The organism is Rhizobium leguminosarum bv. trifolii WSM2297 (genome assembly GCF_000271845.1).
Window position 1 is genome coordinate 106,720 of record NZ_JH719394.1, and the last position, 16,547, is coordinate 123,266.

Sequence of the window (16,547 nt, forward strand, 5' to 3'; positions counted from 1 at the left end):
GAGCGCTCCCTCAAACGCCCGCAGGATTGGCGACGTCCTGCCCCAGATCCTTCAGATCCTGGTAGCGGTCGCCGATGCGGTGATGAGGACGCCCGCCGACCGATGCGCCGAGAGCCACGACGATTTCGTCGGCGGCAGGCGCGTCGGGGATCGACGTCTGGATTGTGAGATAGTGCGAACGGCGACCTTCATCATTTTTGTCCATCAGCGGGATCATGATCGGCGCATTGGCAGGACCACGCGTATTGCAGAAGGCGAGATAGGACTTGGCGCCGACGGCATGGCGATAAAAATTGCCGAAGCGCAACGTGTGGATCAGCGCGGAGGCGTGTTCGATCTCACCGTCCAGGCCGACGACGGCGGCCTTTCCGTAGGCCTCGACAGCCTCGCCGGAACCGACGGCATCGATGATCATCTTGGTCAGCAACTCGCCGAGAACCGGAGCGCCCGCATGGATTTCCGGCTTGAGGTCATCGACAAAGCCGCGGCCACCCCAGGGGTTCTTCACGACAGCGAAGGCGGTGAACAGCTTCAGCGGCACGGCCGCAGTCTTGCCGCCTTCGATCAGCGTCGTTTCGATCTGCAGTCCCGTCTTGCGAATTTGAATGGCCATGGAACACCTCATCTCAATTTCGTATTATGGTATACCATAATATATGAGTGTCAAGTTGAGTTCTGCAGCGCCGCAAATTGAGGCCCGATCTCGCAAATCTTCAGGTTCGGCCCGCTTCAGAACGCCCGGAAGCGCTTGCATTCAGCTTTTTGTCAGGCGGCCGGCGTCGTGGCCGCTACGCGCAGCAACTTTATAGTCAGCATAGCAAAACTACCCCAGTCCACGTGATACCGCCTTATATATTATTGATTATGGCATACCATCACCTCGAGCAAAGTTGAGTGTCAAGCGTGGAGTTGCGAATTTCCTCGTTCCGCGGAGCGTGATGGCGAATCCGGGATAGGCATCGACAGCTGTCGATGCGACAGCGCCTTGCCGGCTGTTTCCTGCGGCCGCAGCGGTCCCGGCCTCATGGATCACTTTGAGCGTTACGCTCTTGCGACAGATTAATGCGGCAGCTCCCTCGCCGACCGCGTCCAATAGAGAAGCGGCTCCCGCCCTATTCGGCAGGCGTCTGGGCGGACAGCACCGCTTCGGCAATTGCGCCCGCCGCCGCGACATGATCCATCGCCGCCCGCTGAGCCCCCTCGCCGTCGCCACGGCGGATGGCGTCGACGATCTTCGACATCTGCAATGGCCCTTCGATGCCGCGCCCTTCCGTCTTGATCGTCATCGAGCGCAGGTGGTTGATGCGCACAGTGAGGAGATTGACGACGCCCCAGGCAACATGTCTGTCGACCATGGTGAACAGCGTTTGATAGAAGGAAGAGGTATTGGCAAGCACACCCGCCATATCGCTGTCGCGATAACTGTTGCGGATTGCCGTCAAAGATTCCTCCAGTGCTGCGACGATCTCGGGGCTGCCGCGTTCCGCACACAGCCGCGCCGCCATGCCTTCGAGCGCACCACGAATCTCATAGATCTGTTTGGCTTCGTCTCTATCCAGCAGAGCGACGATCGGTCCCTTGTTCGGCAGATTGGCGACAAGCCCTTCCGATTCCAGATGCCTTAGAACCTCGCGCACGACCGTTCGGCTGACACCGAGCTGGGCGCAGAGGTCACGCTCGACAAGCCGGTCTCCAGGACGGAAGTATCCGTTGACGATCGCCTCCCGGACCTTGTCGAGCGCCAGTTCCCGCAATGTCTTCGCAGGACGCTCTACCCTGATTGCTGCTTCCTTCAGAGCACCGCTCATGCTGTACCTCAGTGTTGGATTGACTTCGCAGGCTCAACTTCCGCTGCGGCATCCGATTCAGGAATCGTATTATGGCCTACCAAATACTGTAGCTGTCGGCGGCCAGCAATTCAAGCAGTACCGTGCCGAGCCGGAGATTGTCAGACTAGGCGTCGCGAATTGCCCCGCCGACGATCTCTTCGGCCACGGCCTTTGCCTGCAGCCGAATATCTGGGACGGCGGTGATCTCCCAGAATTGTCCTGCCGTCAAGGCGCCGACGGCAAACAGCCGGGCGGGTGATATCCGCGACGGGGCGGTTACCTCGGAAGCCGCATCTACCTGGATCCCGAGGCCGAGAGGATCGGGGGCAATCAGCTGAAACCGGCTCATTTCCTTCAAAAGCGGCGAATGGTTGATCCCGGCGCGCTCCATTCCCGTGCAGTTGACCAGCCAGTCCGCCCTGATCTCGGCGATCTCGCGCTTCGCCCTGACCCTGTAGCCGGCAACGAGCCTGTCCTCCGAGCCCCCGAGCGATTTCAGGAAGCCGGCGTGAAAGCGAACGGTTCCGTCCGAGACCAGCTTCTCGAATCCGGCGAACACGTCGGGCGCGACCCGGTGACGGTGAATGTTCCACCAGGGAAGTGCATGCCGCAGGAAACGTGCCCGCTCCTCGCTCGAAAGCCGTTGCCAGAGCGCCTGTGTGACCGGCCGCAGTCCGTCCATCACCGCCCGCCAATCGGCGATCGCCCTGCTCTTTGCCCGCAAGGTCTTCAATATGCCGCTGATCGTATCCGGAAGGGTCTGAACATCGATCGGCATGGCCGCCGGCGGCTTCTCCGCATGTCCGAGCGGCGCCAAGCCGCGCCGCGAAAGCACGTCGATCCTGCCTTTATGGCCATGAGCGCGAAGTGCCAGAACCTGGTCGATCATCGTCAGGCCGGAGCCCAGGATGCAGACCGCATCGGACGGTGCGACGCGCCTCAGCCACGAGAGCCGCCACGGGTTCTCGATGATCCGCGATCGCAGGGATGACGGGACGCCGGCCGGAACGACAGGAAGGTTCGCGTTTCCGACGCCAAGGCACAGCACCACATGCTTCCCGGCAATCTCGTCGCCGTTGCCGAGATGGAAGGCGAGCGTACTCGTGTAACGCTCCACGCATCCCGCCGCCTTGGCCTTGATGAAATCGACCCGGCAACGGCCGTCCCGCTTCCGAAGCAGCCGGGCAAGCGTATCCCTGACGTAAAGACCGTAATCGCTGCGCGAGGCGAAATCGCCTGCCTGCAGTTGGCGTCCATGGCTTTTCAGCCAGTCGACAAAATCGTCCGGATGATGGGGCAGCAGGCTCATGCGGCCTGCGGGAACGTTGAGGCGATGGAGATAGAGCTCGGTGCGATATGCCGTGCCGCGCCCGAAACCGGGATCGTCGCCAACGATGGCAACCGTCGCCGAAGCGGGAAGCTGCTCGATGAGATTGCAGGTCACAGCTATCGCTGAAAAACCGGAACCGACCACGATCACATCATATATCAACGCATTCTCCCTGAAGCTCACAACGGATCGAGACATTCCGTCATTCAAGCCCCGACATCGCTCGGATCGCCCAAGCGGCAGAATCACGAAAACAATTGTCTCTATAGCCTATAAATATAGTTTGTTATTTCTCCCGCTAGCCCCTTTTCAACCATTAGGCTTTTGAGGGTGAGATCAAGGGCCATGTGGCCCTGAACTAAGGGGCTCAAGATGAAATTCAGAAATTTGGTCGCCGCGATTGCTGTCAGCATCGGCACTCTGGCAACGGCTGTTGTCGCTGAAGCAGCGGATAAGAAAGTCGTCGTCGGCTATCAAACCGATGCCTTGCCGTCTTCCGTGGCAATCGCCAACGGCGAATTCGCCAAGGGCACGGGATACGACATCGACTTCCGCAGGTTCAATTCCGGCGCCGAGATCTTTGCGGCGATTGCCTCCGGCGACGTCCAGGTCGGCTATGTTGGCTCCAGCCCGTTTGCGGCCGCGGTTTCGCGCGGGCTCGAGGTCAAGGCCTTCTACCTCGCCTCCATCTCCGGCATCGACGAGGCCCTCGTCATCCGCAACGGGTCCGGTATCGAAAGCCTGAATGATCTGAAGGGCAAGAAGCTCGCCGCCGCGCCTGTTTCCACCGACCATTATCAGCTGCTGGCGCTGATCAAGTCGCTCGGCCTGACCGAGAAAGACGTGCAGGTCTTCGCAATCCCTCAGCCCGAGATCGTCGCGAGCTATAATCGCGGCGATATCGATGGCGGTTTCGTCTGGGATCCGGCTCTGACCGCACTCAAGAAGAACGGAAAGGTTCTGGTGACCTCCAAAGACGTAGCCGACAAGGGTGCGCCGACCTTCTCCGCCTGGGTTGCGACCTCGAAGTTTGCCGCCGACAACCCGGCATTCCTGAAGGGCTTCGCCTCGGTCATCAACAAATACTACGCGTCCTTCGCATCGGACAAAGGCGCCTGGGGTCCCGACAGCGACAACGCCAAGTCCCTCGCCAAGCTTCTCGGCGGAACGCCCGAACAGCAGGCCTCGGCCCTGAAGAACCTGACGCTGCTGACCCCCGAGATCCAGGCATCGGACGCCTGGCTCGGCGGCGGCGAAAAGTCTGGTGCCGGCAAGATCCTCAAGGACACCGCATCGTTCCTGAAGGGACAGGGCAAGGTGTCCGATGTGCTGGAAAATTACGGCGCCTTCGTCACCGCAGACGCGCTCTCCGGCGTCAGCAACTAGATCCTCCCTAACGCCGGCGCGATCGTCGCGCCGGCGTCGAACTTGCGAGCAACACCATGCTTAAAGTCGACCACGCCAGCGTTTTCTTTGCAGCCCGCGACGGGCGGACCGTTCACGCGCTCGATCGCGTTTCCTTCGATATCCCCGAAAGGGGCTTCGTCGTCGCGCTCGGAGCCTCGGGATGCGGCAAATCAACCCTTCTTAACGCGATCGCCGGCTTCCTTCCGCTTTCCGAAGGCCGGATCACGCTCGATGGCCGCGCGGTCGAACGGCCGGGCGCCGATCGTGGTGTCATCTTTCAGAAAGACTCGCTGCTGCCTTGGAAATCCGTGGTCGACAATGTTGCCCTCGGTTTGAAATTCGCCGGCGTCAACCGGAAGGAGCGCCAAGCCCGCGCCCTTGAACTGCTCCGGCTCGTCGGCCTCGACGAATTCGCCCGTGCTTTTCCCTATGAGCTGTCGGGCGGCATGCGCCAGCGGGTCGGCATCGCCCGAGCGCTCGCCACAAATCCCGACATCCTGCTGATGGACGAGCCTTTCGGCGCGCTTGACAGCCTGACCCGCGAGCAGATGCAGGAACTGCTGGTTTCCATCTGGGACAAGACGGCGAAGAAAGTCTTCTTCATCACCCATTCGATCGAAGAGGCCTTGTTTCTGGGCACGCAGGTTCTGGTCATGTCGCCGCGGCCAGGGCGCGTCGTTGCGCGCTTCGATCTCGATTTCATCCGCCGCTTCGCCGAAACCGGCGATGCCCGATCGATCAAGGCGTCGCCGCAATTTGCCGAGCTGCGCGAGGAGATTCGCACCATTCTCCACAGCAGCGAAGACTTGAGGAGTGCGGCATGAGCGATATCGTCGAGGCCCCGCCGATTGCAGCGCACAGAGCGGAACGCCAGGTCAAGCTGGTGAAAATGGCAAGCTTCGGCGCCGGCGAGAGGTCGACGGTGGCAATCAGCGTTGCCACTGCCCTTGCGATACTGTTGCTATGGTGGTTTGTTTCCGCCCTCGGCGTCGTTCCACACCTGTTTCTACCGCGTCCGGACGAGGTGCTGACGCAGGTCGGGGCCATCTATCGTGACGGTTATGCCGGAGCGTCGCTATCCGAGCATATTTTTGCGAGCTTGTTCCGCATCGTCGTCGCAGCCCTCATCGCCGTCTCAGCCGGCATTCCGCTCGGATTGCTCATGGGCCTTAATCGCTGGGCGAAAGGGGTGCTCGACGCGCCGATCGAGTTCTACTGGCCCCTTCCGCCCCTCTCCTATCTACCGCTGATGATCATCTGGCTCGGCATCGGCGAAACGTCGAAGATTACGCTGCTGGTGCTGGCGATGTTCGCGCCGATCTGCCTTTCTGCCCAGGCGGGCGTTCGTTCGCTGCCGATCGAGCGCGTCAATGCCGCCCGTTCGCTGGGCGCGAGCCGGCTGCGGCTGTTCATCGATATCGTCTTGCCGTCCGCCCTGCCCGAGATTCTCACCGGTATCCGGATTGCGCTTGGCGTCGGCTGGGGCACGCTGGTCGCGGCCGAATTGATCGCTTCCACGCGCGGGATCGGTTTCATGATCATGTCGGCGTCGCAGTTCCTAGCAACCGACGTCGTCTTCGTGGGCATCGGCATCATCGCGATCTGCGCCTTCGCCTTCTCGGCCGCCATCCGTTTTCTGGAGGCGTTCCTCGTGCCCTGGAAAGGCAAGCTCTGACCGCGGATGCGGCTTAACGGCTTTCCATCACCCCGTTCAGGCCATGTATGGCCAGGAGCTCGTCTGCGACGAGCTCCTGAAGCCGCCACAAATTGCGATCTCGAATGCCATGTTCTTCCAGATGCTTCACCGTCAGATAGAGATATTCGGCGCAGGAGCCCATGTGCCCACATGCCCTCGCAAGCACGCGCGCCACCGTCTCCAACGGCAGTTTGCGAGATACGCGCTCTCCCCTCGGGCCGGCCCAAAAGACCAGAGCACGCACGCACCCGTTTGCGGTCTCAACAGGAATCCAGCGAACCGTCGCCGCATCTTCGATCGTGCCGACCTCACGGCGGATCAACCGCCGAATCTGGCCAAGGCGATCGTCGTCGGCAAGCCTGAAGAGAATGCCGTTGCAACGTCCGCCTCGGTCAAGAGCCATCATGAGGCCGGGCTGGATCCGCGTTCCCCGCCAGCGGGTCATCTTCAGGCAGAAGGACCGGTGCCACCCTCTTGCTGCGCCCCGCTGCGAACCGACGGCATCGAAGTCCGGCTTCCATATCAATGATCCATAGGCGAAAACCCAAAGCGGCGCGCCGTCGGATTCATCGAGGAGCCGCCTGGCCAATATCTCCAGCTCCGTCTCGGTAAGTGGTGTCCGGTGCGGCTCGGGGCCGGGGTCGAGCTCCGGGCGAAGGCTGAGCGAGACCAGTTCGTCCGTGAGAGCCATCCTTGTTGCGCCGAACATCCGAACCCCGCTTCGCCGGATCGTCACCTGCTTATGCTCCGTGATATCAGTCACGTTTCAGTACACCGTCAATCTGGCCGCATCGGCCTAGCGCCGTTGCAGGCTGCGGAGCAGCATCGCGGCTTCCCTGACGATCGCCGAAAATGTCGTATCGTCGGCCTCCGCGATCCTGCCGGTCATGTCACGGATGATCGTCGTCAAATGGATGATCGAATGGCGATGCTGCTCAGCTTCCGATCCAATTTCGGCGTCGGCCATGGCGAGCAGCGTCTGCACCAGCCGCTCCATGGTTTGCCGGCGCCTGCTCTTCGGGTCGGCATTCGGATCTTCGCTGAGGCGCAGGAGATCGTCGATAATGTCGGACATTCCGCTTCCATTCACATCGCGTAAGCCGGCTGGGTGGAAACGATACGCCTTCCATCGCCCGCGCGTGTCTTCAAGGCCTCCAGCAGTCGATAGCCAGTACGCCAGCGGCCAAAACCACTGGCGACATTGATGTGCCCGGCAAGGCCGATATTCCTGGTCTCGGCCTTCCACAGGCGGCCAAACAGGGTCAACCGATCGACCGTCATGTAAGCGTCGTTCATGCTGCCGACGACAATGCTCGGAAATGGCAGAGACGCCGTCGGCATGCCACCGAACGAGATATGCCCGGGATGCAGGTTTTCGGTGGCAAGCAGATCGCATGGAGCGACGAGCAAAGCGCCTTTCACGCGACGGGCAGCGCTTCGCCCTGCCAGCCGGGCGGCAAGCAGGCATCCGAGACTATGGGCAACCAGATAGGCCTCCCCGGCCTCTTCCAGCGCGCCTTCCAGCCGCCGCAGCCAATTGTCGAGGTCCGGATGATCCCAGTCGTCCTGGGCAACGCAACGACTGCCCGGCTGATCCTGCAGCCAGTGCTGTTGCCAGTGCCCCTCCCCCGAGCCGAAAAGTCCGGGGAGAATAAGGACGTCGCTCATCGGATCAACCCGATCACCAGGGCGAACAAGAAGGCGAATGAACTGGTGATCGTGCAGATCCCGGCCGCGTGCGCGAACTGCGACATGATGCTGCCAGCCGGCCTTTTCCCACCACCCCGACGAAGCTCGGTCCCGACGACAACTGCCATCACACCCGCCTCCTCAATACCAAAGTCCGGGCGTCGCGCCCCAATAATGCAGCTCGTATTCGCGCGCGAACCGGTCCCGCTCTTCATCCCGGGAGAAGCCGTTCCCCCGCGAGAATAAACCGTTCTCCCCAGAGAACGATGCGTTTACGGGTTCCCGCCCCGTCGGCTCGAAGAGGCGGCCGATCGCGCGTTTCAGCCAGAAGTGGAAATCAAGCTTCATGCGAACCTCCTGTCAGGTACCGATAGGATCTAAGGAATCATGGAAATCCGCGAATGACGTCGCGCATTGGCAAGAAGATCGCGAAGCGATGCCGTCGGTCCGTAGAGCATCAACAGGCGGTTCTCTTCCCGCTTGGCGAGGCGATATCGTCGAGCGAATTCAAAGACGCTCCACAATTGCTCGCTTGACCCCGGCCGTTCCGCATCGTCCATCGCAGCCTCCTGAGATCGAACCATCGTGATGATCCTTATTCGGCCGCGGCTATCGCCGGTCTTGCTTCAGGAAAGAAAGCTGCCAATTCGCCGATCACGTCGCTGATGCGGTTCGAAAGCGCATCGGATGCGACGGCGTAGTCGGCAAAATCGCGATCGGACGCATAAACGGCCGTCGGCAGCGTATGAGCCATGAAAAAACCGAACAGTGGCCGAAGCTGATGCTCGACCATCAGTGCATGCCGGTCGCCGCCGCCCGTTGCCGTGATGATGATCGGTTTGCCCCGAAGCTCGTGCGGGTCGATCAGATCGATCAGGTGTTTAAACAGACCGGGATAGGAGCCTTTGTAAGTCGGCGAGCCGATGATCAAGGCGTCGGCTTTGACGATCTCGTCGACGACACGTTTGGCCTTCTCGTCGAGATCCTTGCGCCACAAGGCGCTGCCCAGCGACGGACCAAGATCGTTGAGATCATAAGTCTTGCTGGCAAAGCCGTATCGGAGGCTGGCGCGGTCGGCCACATGCCGGACGAGCGCCAGTGTCTTTGATGGACGGTTGAAGCTGCCGGCGATGCCGACGAGTTTGAAACCTGACATGGTTTTTCCTCTCTGTGGTTGCCTCAACTATTGTCTATAAAAACTCTAGATTAAAGGAACGTGCGTTTCTCCTGGCTCGCTCCGTTGAAAAAACATTCGCTTCCGCTTGCTTGATCGAGAGCCTAAGGCTTATCGCCGCCAAGATGCCGCTCGAGAAAGGGCAGGTTGTCCTGTCCCCAGTAGTTCTCGCCATCATAGACATAGGTGGGAAAGCCGAAGACGCCGCTGTCGCGCGCATGCAGGCGATCTGCCGACCACTTGCGCTGGACATCGTCATCAGCCTGTCGCCGGAGAAGCGCTGCGCCATCGAAACCGGCCGATGTAACGATCGCTTCGCGCACTTCGGGCTTGCCGATATCCCTCGCCTCACTCCAGAAGGCATGTTGCAGGGCCCGAGCAACGCCGATCCAATCCTGTCCGTCGAGATAGGCCGCTATCACGAAGAGGGATGCCGGCGTCGGATCGCTGAGTTCCGGCCGATGTTCGAGCCGCAATTCCTTACCGCGCACGCGTGCCCAGCGTTTGAGATCTCGTGTCCAGTAAGCACGCCGGATCTCCGGACGGTTGCGCGAGAAGATACCGCCATTTTCCTCGACCACCGTCGTCAGATAGGGCGTGATGACGATGTCGTTCTTCGCTGCAAGTTCGGTGAAGGCGTCGAAGCCGATGTAGGACCAAGGCGATCCGATCGAAAAGAAATATTCTACCGATTTGGTCACTGTCCGATGTCCCTCGTGAATGATTTATGTGGATGTGGTTGTCGGCGCAGCAGCCTAGGAAGCGGCCCGAATGTCGGATTGTGCATTCCATCCGAGTTCCGGTGCGATTGTTGTCACGAAGTCATGGAGGATCTGGCGATATTCCTCGTGCTCGAATTCGTAAGGAAGCTCCAGCCTCAGTTCGCTGACCGAAGGCAGGATCGGATCGGCAAAAAGCTGCTCCAATATCTCGTCCGACATGCCGACGACATCGCCCGCGAACAAGGTGCGCCGCTCGCCCTGCGGCGAAAGCGTCCGCCCATGACGGCCCTCGGCATAGTCGCGGTAACGGCGGCGCGTTGCCTTGTCGGCGCTGTCAAAAGGCACGATGACGCGGCCGAGCGCAACGCGGCGCCCAGTTCCGGCGGCGCGAAAGGTTTCGATCAACCTGGATTGGGCGACAAAGAAATCGTCCGTCCCCTCCCCCGTTATCACATTGCCGGTCAACAGGTTGAAATCGTTTCTACCGGCCCAAGCGGCCGAGCGCTGCGAGCCGCCGCCATACCAGATCCGGTCGATCAAGCCCTTGGCATAGGGTTGCAGGCGCGGCCGCTGTGGGCCGAAAGGCGTCTTGATGAAAGTCTGCTCATCACCGAGATAGGTGCCGCGCAGATTGTCGGCAAAGCGCAGCACGCGATCATGCGAGAAATCGTAACCCGTCCAGTCGCCATCGAAGACGAGCGGAGCAATCAGCTCGGCATGCAGCGGCCGGCCGGCGCTAACGCCGATATTCAGCCGCCCGCGGGAGAGAACATCGACGGTCGCCAGGTCTTCAGCCAGCCGGAGGGCTTTCATAACCGATCGGAATGACCGCCGTTCCGAGCTCGATCCGGCTGGTTCGCTGTGTGGCTGCCGCCAGAAAGGCGCTGGCGGAAGAGATCCCCGGCTCAAGGTGGCGCTGGCGGACCCAGGCACTGTCGAAGCCCAGTTCCTCGCCATGTTTCAGCTGCTGAAGCGTCTGCTCCAATCCCGACAACGGATCCTTGGCGGGATAGTTGCCGGGGGTGAGGAAGCCAATATGGCTGACGGATATGTTGCGGCCGCTCATCTGGTTTTGTCCGGCGATCAATACTTCGGCAGGCCGGGCGGATTGGTCTCGGATGCCGGCAAGGCTTCCTCGGAGAGATGCCAGTGGTCGAGGATTCTGGCATAAGCGCCGTCCTTGATCAGGCCGTTGGTGGCAATAGTCAGCGCATCGGCGAGCCCGCTTCCCTTGCGGGTGGTAATCGCAACGTCGGAACGATCAGGCCAGCCGGCGCTGAGCGTGCCGACGCGCTTGATATTCTTGTCGCGCGCAGCGATGAAGACCAGCTGCGCATGCGGCTGGACGATGACATCCGCCCTGCCCGACTGCAGCGCGAGAAGGCTGGTCGCCTCGTCGTCGTAATATTGCAACTCGATCGGCTTCAGGCCGGCGGCGACATCTTCGTCGCTCCACTTCACCAGGATGCGCTCCTGATTGGTGCCGGCGCCGACGACGATCCTGAGGCCGGCGGCATCCCTGGGTTCCTTGATTGAGGTGACCGGGCTGTCCGATTTCACGAAGAAGCCATGCAGGCCCTGACGGTAGGTGGAGAAATCGAACTTCTCTTTGCGCTGTTCGGTGACTCCGACATTGGAGATGACGGCATCATACTTGCCCGAGGCAAGGCCGAGCGGCCAGTCGATCCAGGCGACGGGCACGATCTCCAGCGTCAGGCCGAGGCTGTCGGCGATGGCATAGGCATAGTCTGGATCTGCGCCGACCACGGTCTTGGCGTCGGTGGCATAGGTCGCAAGCGGAGGACCGCCCGGACTGACGGCGATGGTGAATTTACCTGGCGTGACGAACTTGAATTCCCCAGGGATCGCCGCGATCGCCGCATCGTTCCTGGCAGCATGAAGCCGGCCCGGCTGCTGCGGGCTGAGGTCAAAATCTTCGGCCGCCTGAGTAGCGCCAAAGGAAAGGCCGGACGCCATGGCGGCAATCAGCAGGGTCCGGAATGCCGGAAAGGCGAGCATCGTCTTCAATCTCCAAATTGTCAGGCTGCGGGACGGCCGGCAGCAATGCTGCCGGCCCGATGGCAATGATCAGGAACCACTCTTCGGCAAGCCGGGCGGATTGGTCTGAGCCTTGTCGATCGCTTCCGGACCGAGATTCCATGTATCGAGAATTTTCTTGTAAGCGCCGCTGGCGATCAAGTCGTTGACAACGTCGGTCAAGGGCGCCGCCAGGCCGCTGCCTTTGCGCGTGGTAACCGCAATCTCGGCGGTGATCGGCCAACCGCCGCTGACGGTGCCGACGAGCTTGGTCTTGCCATTGATACCCGCCGAATAGGCCTGCGTCGCGTTGACGCTGAAAACGGCGTCGGCTCTGCCGGACTGCACGGCAAAATCCTTGACCGCGTCGTCATCGTAATACTGCACCTCGATCGGTTTGAGGCCGGCCGCGACGTTTTCCCGGTCCCACTCCAGCAGGATCTTTTCCTGGTTAGTGCCCGCATCGGTGATGACCTTCAGACCGGCGATATCCTTCGGCTGTTTGAGCGCCGTGATCGGGCTGTCGGCTTTGACGTAGAAGCCGAGCTCATCCTTCCGATAAGTCGAGAAATCGAATTTCTCCTTGCGTTCCTCCGTCACGGTCACGTTCGAGATCACCGCGTCGAACTTGCCCGAAGTCAGCCCCAGCGGCCAATCGGCCCAGGCAACGGAAACCAGATTGAGCTTCAGGCCCAGGCTGTCGGCAATGGCCTGTGCCAGATCGACGTCGTAACCGATGACCGTCTTGGAATCGGAGGCATAATCATGCAGCGGCAGATTGCCGCTCGAACTGATGCCGACGGTGAAGACGCCGTTTTCGACGAACTTGAAGTCCTTGACCTCAGCAACGCGCTTCTCGTTCTCTTCCACCCGCAGCCGGTTCGGCTGCTCGGGGCTGAGATCGAATTTCTGCTGTGCCTGCGCGGAACCGAAGCCGATCGCGGCAATGGTGACGGCTCCTGCTATCAGAAGCCTTGCCCTATCTGTAAATGTCATTTCCCCTTCTCCATTTCATCTTCTGGTTGTGGTCTTGGTCGTTCGGCCGGCGCAGCCCGTCGCGGCCCGGCATTTCACCAGCGCTATCAGGCGCTAGAGAACCTTGGCGAGGAATTCCCGCGTGCGGGGATGGTCCGCTTGGGTGAAGATTCGCGCCGGCGGACCGGCCTCCAGAATACGGCCGCTGTCCATGAAGACGACGGTATCGGCGACTTCGCGAGCAAAACCGATTTCATGGGTGACGATGACGAGCGTCGTGCCGGTGCGGGCCAGTTCCTTGATGACATCGAGCACCTCACCGACGAGTTCCGGATCGAGTGCGGAGGTCGGCTCGTCGAAGAGCAGCACCTTGGGGCGGAGCGCCAGTGCGCGGGCGATCGCCACACGCTGCTGCTGACCGCCGGAGAGCTGGCGCGGATAGGCATTGATCTTGTCGCTGAGCCCGATGCGAGCCAGCAGCTCCTGCGCCAGTTGCACGGCATCCTCGCGGCCGAGGCCGCGAACCTGTATGGGTGCCTCGATGAGGTTTTCGAGCACGGTCAGATGCGGGAAGAGATTGAAGCTCTGGAAGACCATGCCGATATCGGCGCGGCGTTGGAGGATCTCCTTTTCCTTGAGCTCGTAGAGCGTGTCGCCCTTCCTGCTGTAACCGACGAAATCGCCGTCGACGGAGATGAAGCCCTCATCGACTCGCTCCAGATGATTGATGGCGCGCAGAAGTGTCGACTTGCCGGAGCCGGAGGGGCCAAGGATGGCGGTTACGCTGCCGGCAGGCAGGCTGAGCTCGATCTTATCGAGCACCTTCAGAGAGCCGAAACTCTTCGAGATGTTTTGGATGCGCACCGCGCCGCCTGCGGCCCGCAGGACCGCTGCATCCCGGAAGCCGACCTTACGCACGCCGTCTGTCGCCATATCGAGCACAGGAAGCGGACGGCGGAAGCGCTCGAAAAATGCCTGAAAGGGCAGCGGTGTCGGATTGCGCACGGCGCCCTTGGAGAAATAGCGCTCGATATAGCGCTGGGCAACCGACAACACCGTCATGATGATCAGATACCAAACGGTCGCAACCATCAGCAGCGGAATGACTTCGAGATTGCGGCGATAGATCACCTGCACCGTATAGAAGAGCTCCGGCAGCGCCAGCACGTAGACCATCGATGTGCTCTTCGCCAATCCGATGAGTTCGTTGAAGCCGGTCGGCAGGATCGAGCGCATGGCCTGCGGCAGCACGATGCGGAAAGCCTGGCGGCGGCGCGGCAAGCCGAGTGCGGCGGCGGCTTCCAGCTGTCCATGATCCACCGAAAGAATACCGCCGCGGACGATCTCGGCGAAGAACGCCGACTGGTTGAGCGTGAGGCCGAGGAAGGCCGCGGCAAAGGGCGTCAGCAGCTGCACCGTCGGATAGTCGATGAAGACCGTATCGGTGAAGGGAATGCCGATCTTGATCGTTTCGTAGAGATAGCCGAGATTATTCAATATCAGCAGCAGCACGATGACCGGGATCGAGCGCAACAGCCAAATATAGCCCCAGGAAAGACCGGAAAGCAGCGGCGACCTGGAGACGCGCGCAAGCGCCAGAGCCGTTCCCAGAATGGAACCGGATATGGCGGCAAGCACGGTCAAGAGCAACGTCCTGCCGAGGCCGACGAGCACCGGCTCGGCAAAGAACCATTCGGCAAAGACACCCCAACCCCAGCGCGGATTGGTGAAGGTCGAATAGAGCACGGCGATGATAACGAGCGCGGCGAAGATCGTGCCCGCCAGACGGCCGGGATGGCGGGCCGGCACGATGCGGTAACGGGAAAGATCCTGCTTTTCGGCCGTCCTGCTGCCGGGCTCGATGCCCGAAAGTTCGGTCGTCAGTGCCATTGTGCTTCCCTTTAATGATTGTCGGTCTTTCCGTTTTCAGTAATTGGCGCCGGCCACCCGCAAATGCGGCTCGGCGGCCTCGTCTTCGCGAGCCGGCTGAGCGAGATGGGTGATATCTTTCTCGAAGGGCAGGCTCTTGTAGATCTCGGGATCTGCTGTTGTGTCGAAGAGAGCGGTGTAGCCATAGTTCAGGTAGAGCCCGACCGCCTCGGGCTGACGAAACCCGGTCGTGAGGTAAATGCGGGCATAGCCTTGGCGGGCGGCCTGAGTTTCCAGTTCCACCAGTACCTTGCGGGCAAGGCCCTGACGGCGCAGGTCGGAGCGTGTCCAGATGCGTTTGAACTCGGCCGTGCGCTCGTCATAATGCTTGAAGGCGCCGCCGCCGATGGTTTCGCCATTGCGGATCAGCAGCAGAAAATTGCCGTAAGGCGGCGTAAAAGCTTCGGGCGGATAGCGGGTCAGCTCGGCTGCTGCGCCTTCGGCGTTGAAATAGGTGCCGTAGCGGCTGTCATATTCGTGGATCAACTCATCGATCAGCGGCTTGGCGCGCGGATCGAGAGCGCTCGTGTAAAGAAACATATCGCTCATATCGTTCATCACCCGTTGTCATCAGTGAGAAAGGTTTCGGCGAGCCGCACCCAGTAACGGGCGGCGGGCGCGATGATCGCGTCGTTGAAATCGTAATGGGCGCTGTGGAGAGGCGCGCTGTCGCCATTGCCGACGAAAAGGTAGCTGCCGGGATTGGCCTGAAGCATGAAGGCGAAATCCTCGCTCGCGGTTCTCGGCCGGAAATCCTTCTCGACCGCCGCGAGCCCGAGTGCGTCATAGGCGACATCACGGGCAAATGCCGTTTCTTTGGCGTGATTGACCAGCGCCGGGAAACCGAGGCGGTAATTCACATCCGCCTCGGCGCCGAAGCTCTCGGCCTGGGCGCGGGCAAGGGCAGGAATACGCTCCTGCAGCAGCTGGCGAACCGTCTCGCTGAAGGCCCGCATGGTGAGCTTCATCTCCACGCTTTCGGGGATGACGTTCGAAGCCGAGCCGGCATGGATCGAGCCGACGGTCGCGACCGCCATGTCCTGCGGATCGACATTGCGCGAGACGACGCTTTGCAGGGCAGTGATGAAGGAGGCGGAGGCCAGCACCGGATCGACGGCGCGGTGCGGCTCGGCGCCATGACCACCCTTGCCGACGATCTTGATGACTGCCTGATCGACCGAAGCCATGGCCGGGCCGGTGACGAAACCGAATTGCCCCGTCGGCACACCCGGCCAGTTGTGCAGCCCGAAGATTGCGTCGACGGGAAAACGTTCGAACAGACCTTCCGCGATCATCTTGCGGGCGCCCGCGCCGATTTCCTCGGCGGGCTGGAAGATCAGCCGGAGCGTGCCGCTGAAATTGCCGCTTTCCGAGAGATAACGGGCGGCCGCCAGCAGGATCGACGTATGTCCGTCATGGCCGCAGGCATGCATGACGCCGGGATTGCTGCTGGCATAGGCAAGTCCGGTCGCCTCCTCGATCGGCAGCGCATCCATATCGGCACGGATACCGATCCGCTTCTTGCCTTCGCCGCGCTTGAGGCTGGCGACGATGCCGGTGCCGGCAATACCCGTCGCCACCTCGTAGCCCCAGGAGGAAAGGCGGGATGCCACGAGTTTGCTAGTCCTGAGTTCCTGAAATGCAAGCTCGGGATATTGGTGCAGGTCGTGGCGAAGCGCGATGATCTCGTCGAGATAGGCGGCGATGCCCTTTTCGACCGGATCGTTGCTGCGCGGATTTCGAGCGATGATGTCCATGA

The 16,547-nt window shown here is 61.0% G+C and carries 19 protein-coding genes and 1 pseudogene; 3 read left to right on the plus strand and 17 right to left on the minus strand.

Annotated elements, in window-relative coordinates; genetic code table 11:
• Positions 1-10: 10 nt before the first annotated feature.
• The 3 genes from RLEG4DRAFT_RS14400 to RLEG4DRAFT_RS14410 all read right to left on the minus strand — a co-directional run bounded on the left by RLEG4DRAFT_RS14400 (position 11) and on the right by RLEG4DRAFT_RS14410 (position 3,321).
• Positions 11-613 (minus strand): amino acid synthesis family protein, encoded by a 603-nt coding sequence (locus tag RLEG4DRAFT_RS14400; RefSeq protein ID WP_003577607.1) that lies wholly within the window; start codon positions 611-613, stop codon positions 11-13.
• Between the two features lie 499 nt (positions 614-1,112).
• Positions 1,113-1,808 (minus strand): GntR family transcriptional regulator, encoded by a 696-nt coding sequence (locus RLEG4DRAFT_RS14405; protein ID WP_003577608.1) that lies wholly within the window; start codon positions 1,806-1,808, stop codon positions 1,113-1,115.
• Positions 1,809-1,953: 145 nt separating this feature from the next.
• Positions 1,954-3,321: an FAD/NAD(P)-binding protein gene (locus RLEG4DRAFT_RS14410; protein WP_003577610.1), complete on the minus strand. Its 1,368-nt coding sequence runs from the start codon at positions 3,319-3,321 to the stop codon at positions 1,954-1,956.
• 210 nt (positions 3,322-3,531) lie between these two features.
• Here RLEG4DRAFT_RS14410 and tauA point away from each other — a divergent pair, with 210 nt between their 5' ends.
• Genes tauA through RLEG4DRAFT_RS14425 form a run of 3 tightly spaced genes read left to right on the plus strand, consistent with a single transcriptional unit; the run spans position 3,532 to position 6,241 of the window.
• Positions 3,532-4,545 (plus strand): taurine ABC transporter substrate-binding protein, encoded by a 1,014-nt coding sequence (gene tauA / locus RLEG4DRAFT_RS14415; protein WP_003577613.1) that lies wholly within the window; start codon positions 3,532-3,534, stop codon positions 4,543-4,545.
• A 56-nt stretch (positions 4,546-4,601) separates the two neighbouring features.
• Positions 4,602-5,390 carry a taurine ABC transporter ATP-binding protein gene (locus RLEG4DRAFT_RS14420; RefSeq protein WP_003577614.1) on the plus strand — a complete coding sequence of 263 codons (789 nt, stop codon included), beginning with the start codon at positions 4,602-4,604 and terminating at the stop codon, positions 5,388-5,390.
• Positions 5,387-6,241: an ABC transporter permease subunit gene (locus RLEG4DRAFT_RS14425; RefSeq protein ID WP_003577616.1), complete on the plus strand. Its 855-nt coding sequence runs from the start codon at positions 5,387-5,389 to the stop codon at positions 6,239-6,241. The genes RLEG4DRAFT_RS14420 and RLEG4DRAFT_RS14425 overlap by 4 nt, the downstream gene beginning before the upstream one ends.
• Before the next feature lie 13 nt (positions 6,242-6,254).
• Here RLEG4DRAFT_RS14425 and RLEG4DRAFT_RS14430 read toward each other — a convergent pair whose 3' ends face one another.
• The 14 genes and pseudogenes from RLEG4DRAFT_RS14430 to RLEG4DRAFT_RS14495 form a co-directional block, all read right to left on the minus strand.
• On the minus strand, positions 6,255-7,025 hold the full coding sequence (locus RLEG4DRAFT_RS14430) for a gamma-glutamylcyclotransferase (protein WP_037093621.1): 771 nt from the start codon (positions 7,023-7,025) through the stop codon (positions 6,255-6,257).
• A 33-nt stretch (positions 7,026-7,058) separates the two neighbouring features.
• On the minus strand, positions 7,059-7,337 hold the full coding sequence (locus RLEG4DRAFT_RS14435) for a hypothetical protein (protein WP_003577619.1): 279 nt from the start codon (positions 7,335-7,337) through the stop codon (positions 7,059-7,061).
• A gap of 11 nt (positions 7,338-7,348) precedes the next feature.
• On the minus strand, positions 7,349-7,930 hold the full coding sequence (locus RLEG4DRAFT_RS14440) for an RBBP9/YdeN family alpha/beta hydrolase (RefSeq protein ID WP_003577620.1): 582 nt from the start codon (positions 7,928-7,930) through the stop codon (positions 7,349-7,351).
• A complete protein-coding gene (locus RLEG4DRAFT_RS40835) occupies positions 7,927-8,079 on the minus strand; it encodes a hypothetical protein (RefSeq protein ID WP_003577621.1) in 153 nt (50 codons plus the stop codon). The genes RLEG4DRAFT_RS14440 and RLEG4DRAFT_RS40835 overlap by 4 nt, the downstream gene beginning before the upstream one ends.
• A gap of 13 nt (positions 8,080-8,092) precedes the next feature.
• Positions 8,093-8,299 (minus strand): hypothetical protein, encoded by a 207-nt coding sequence (locus RLEG4DRAFT_RS14445; protein ID WP_003577622.1) that lies wholly within the window; start codon positions 8,297-8,299, stop codon positions 8,093-8,095.
• A gap of 29 nt (positions 8,300-8,328) precedes the next feature.
• Positions 8,329-8,535 carry a hypothetical protein gene (locus RLEG4DRAFT_RS14450; protein ID WP_125869631.1) on the minus strand — a complete coding sequence of 69 codons (207 nt, stop codon included), beginning with the start codon at positions 8,533-8,535 and terminating at the stop codon, positions 8,329-8,331.
• A gap of 11 nt (positions 8,536-8,546) precedes the next feature.
• Positions 8,547-9,107 carry an FMN reductase gene (gene msuE / locus RLEG4DRAFT_RS14455; RefSeq protein WP_003577624.1) on the minus strand — a complete coding sequence of 187 codons (561 nt, stop codon included), beginning with the start codon at positions 9,105-9,107 and terminating at the stop codon, positions 8,547-8,549.
• A gap of 122 nt (positions 9,108-9,229) precedes the next feature.
• Positions 9,230-9,826: a 2-hydroxychromene-2-carboxylate isomerase gene (locus RLEG4DRAFT_RS14460; RefSeq protein ID WP_003577625.1), complete on the minus strand. Its 597-nt coding sequence runs from the start codon at positions 9,824-9,826 to the stop codon at positions 9,230-9,232.
• Positions 9,827-9,880: 54 nt separating this feature from the next.
• Positions 9,881-10,913, minus strand: a pseudogene (locus RLEG4DRAFT_RS14465) (LLM class flavin-dependent oxidoreductase).
• Positions 10,914-10,930: 17 nt separating this feature from the next.
• Positions 10,931-11,866: an ABC transporter substrate-binding protein gene (locus RLEG4DRAFT_RS14470; protein ID WP_003577629.1), complete on the minus strand. Its 936-nt coding sequence runs from the start codon at positions 11,864-11,866 to the stop codon at positions 10,931-10,933.
• 69 nt (positions 11,867-11,935) lie between these two features.
• Positions 11,936-12,880, minus strand: a complete 945-nt coding sequence (locus tag RLEG4DRAFT_RS14475; protein ID WP_003577630.1) for an ABC transporter substrate-binding protein — start codon at positions 12,878-12,880, stop codon at positions 11,936-11,938.
• A gap of 93 nt (positions 12,881-12,973) precedes the next feature.
• Positions 12,974-14,749, minus strand: a complete 1,776-nt coding sequence (locus RLEG4DRAFT_RS52960) for an amino acid ABC transporter permease/ATP-binding protein (RefSeq protein WP_003577631.1) — start codon at positions 14,747-14,749, stop codon at positions 12,974-12,976.
• A gap of 36 nt (positions 14,750-14,785) precedes the next feature.
• Positions 14,786-15,337, minus strand: coding sequence for a GNAT family N-acetyltransferase (locus RLEG4DRAFT_RS14490; protein WP_085061903.1), 552 nt, complete (start codon positions 15,335-15,337; stop codon positions 14,786-14,788).
• Positions 15,338-15,345: 8 nt separating this feature from the next.
• A complete protein-coding gene (locus RLEG4DRAFT_RS14495; RefSeq protein ID WP_003577633.1) occupies positions 15,346-16,545 on the minus strand; it encodes a M20 aminoacylase family protein in 1,200 nt (399 codons plus the stop codon).
• Positions 16,546-16,547 lie beyond the last annotated feature (2 nt).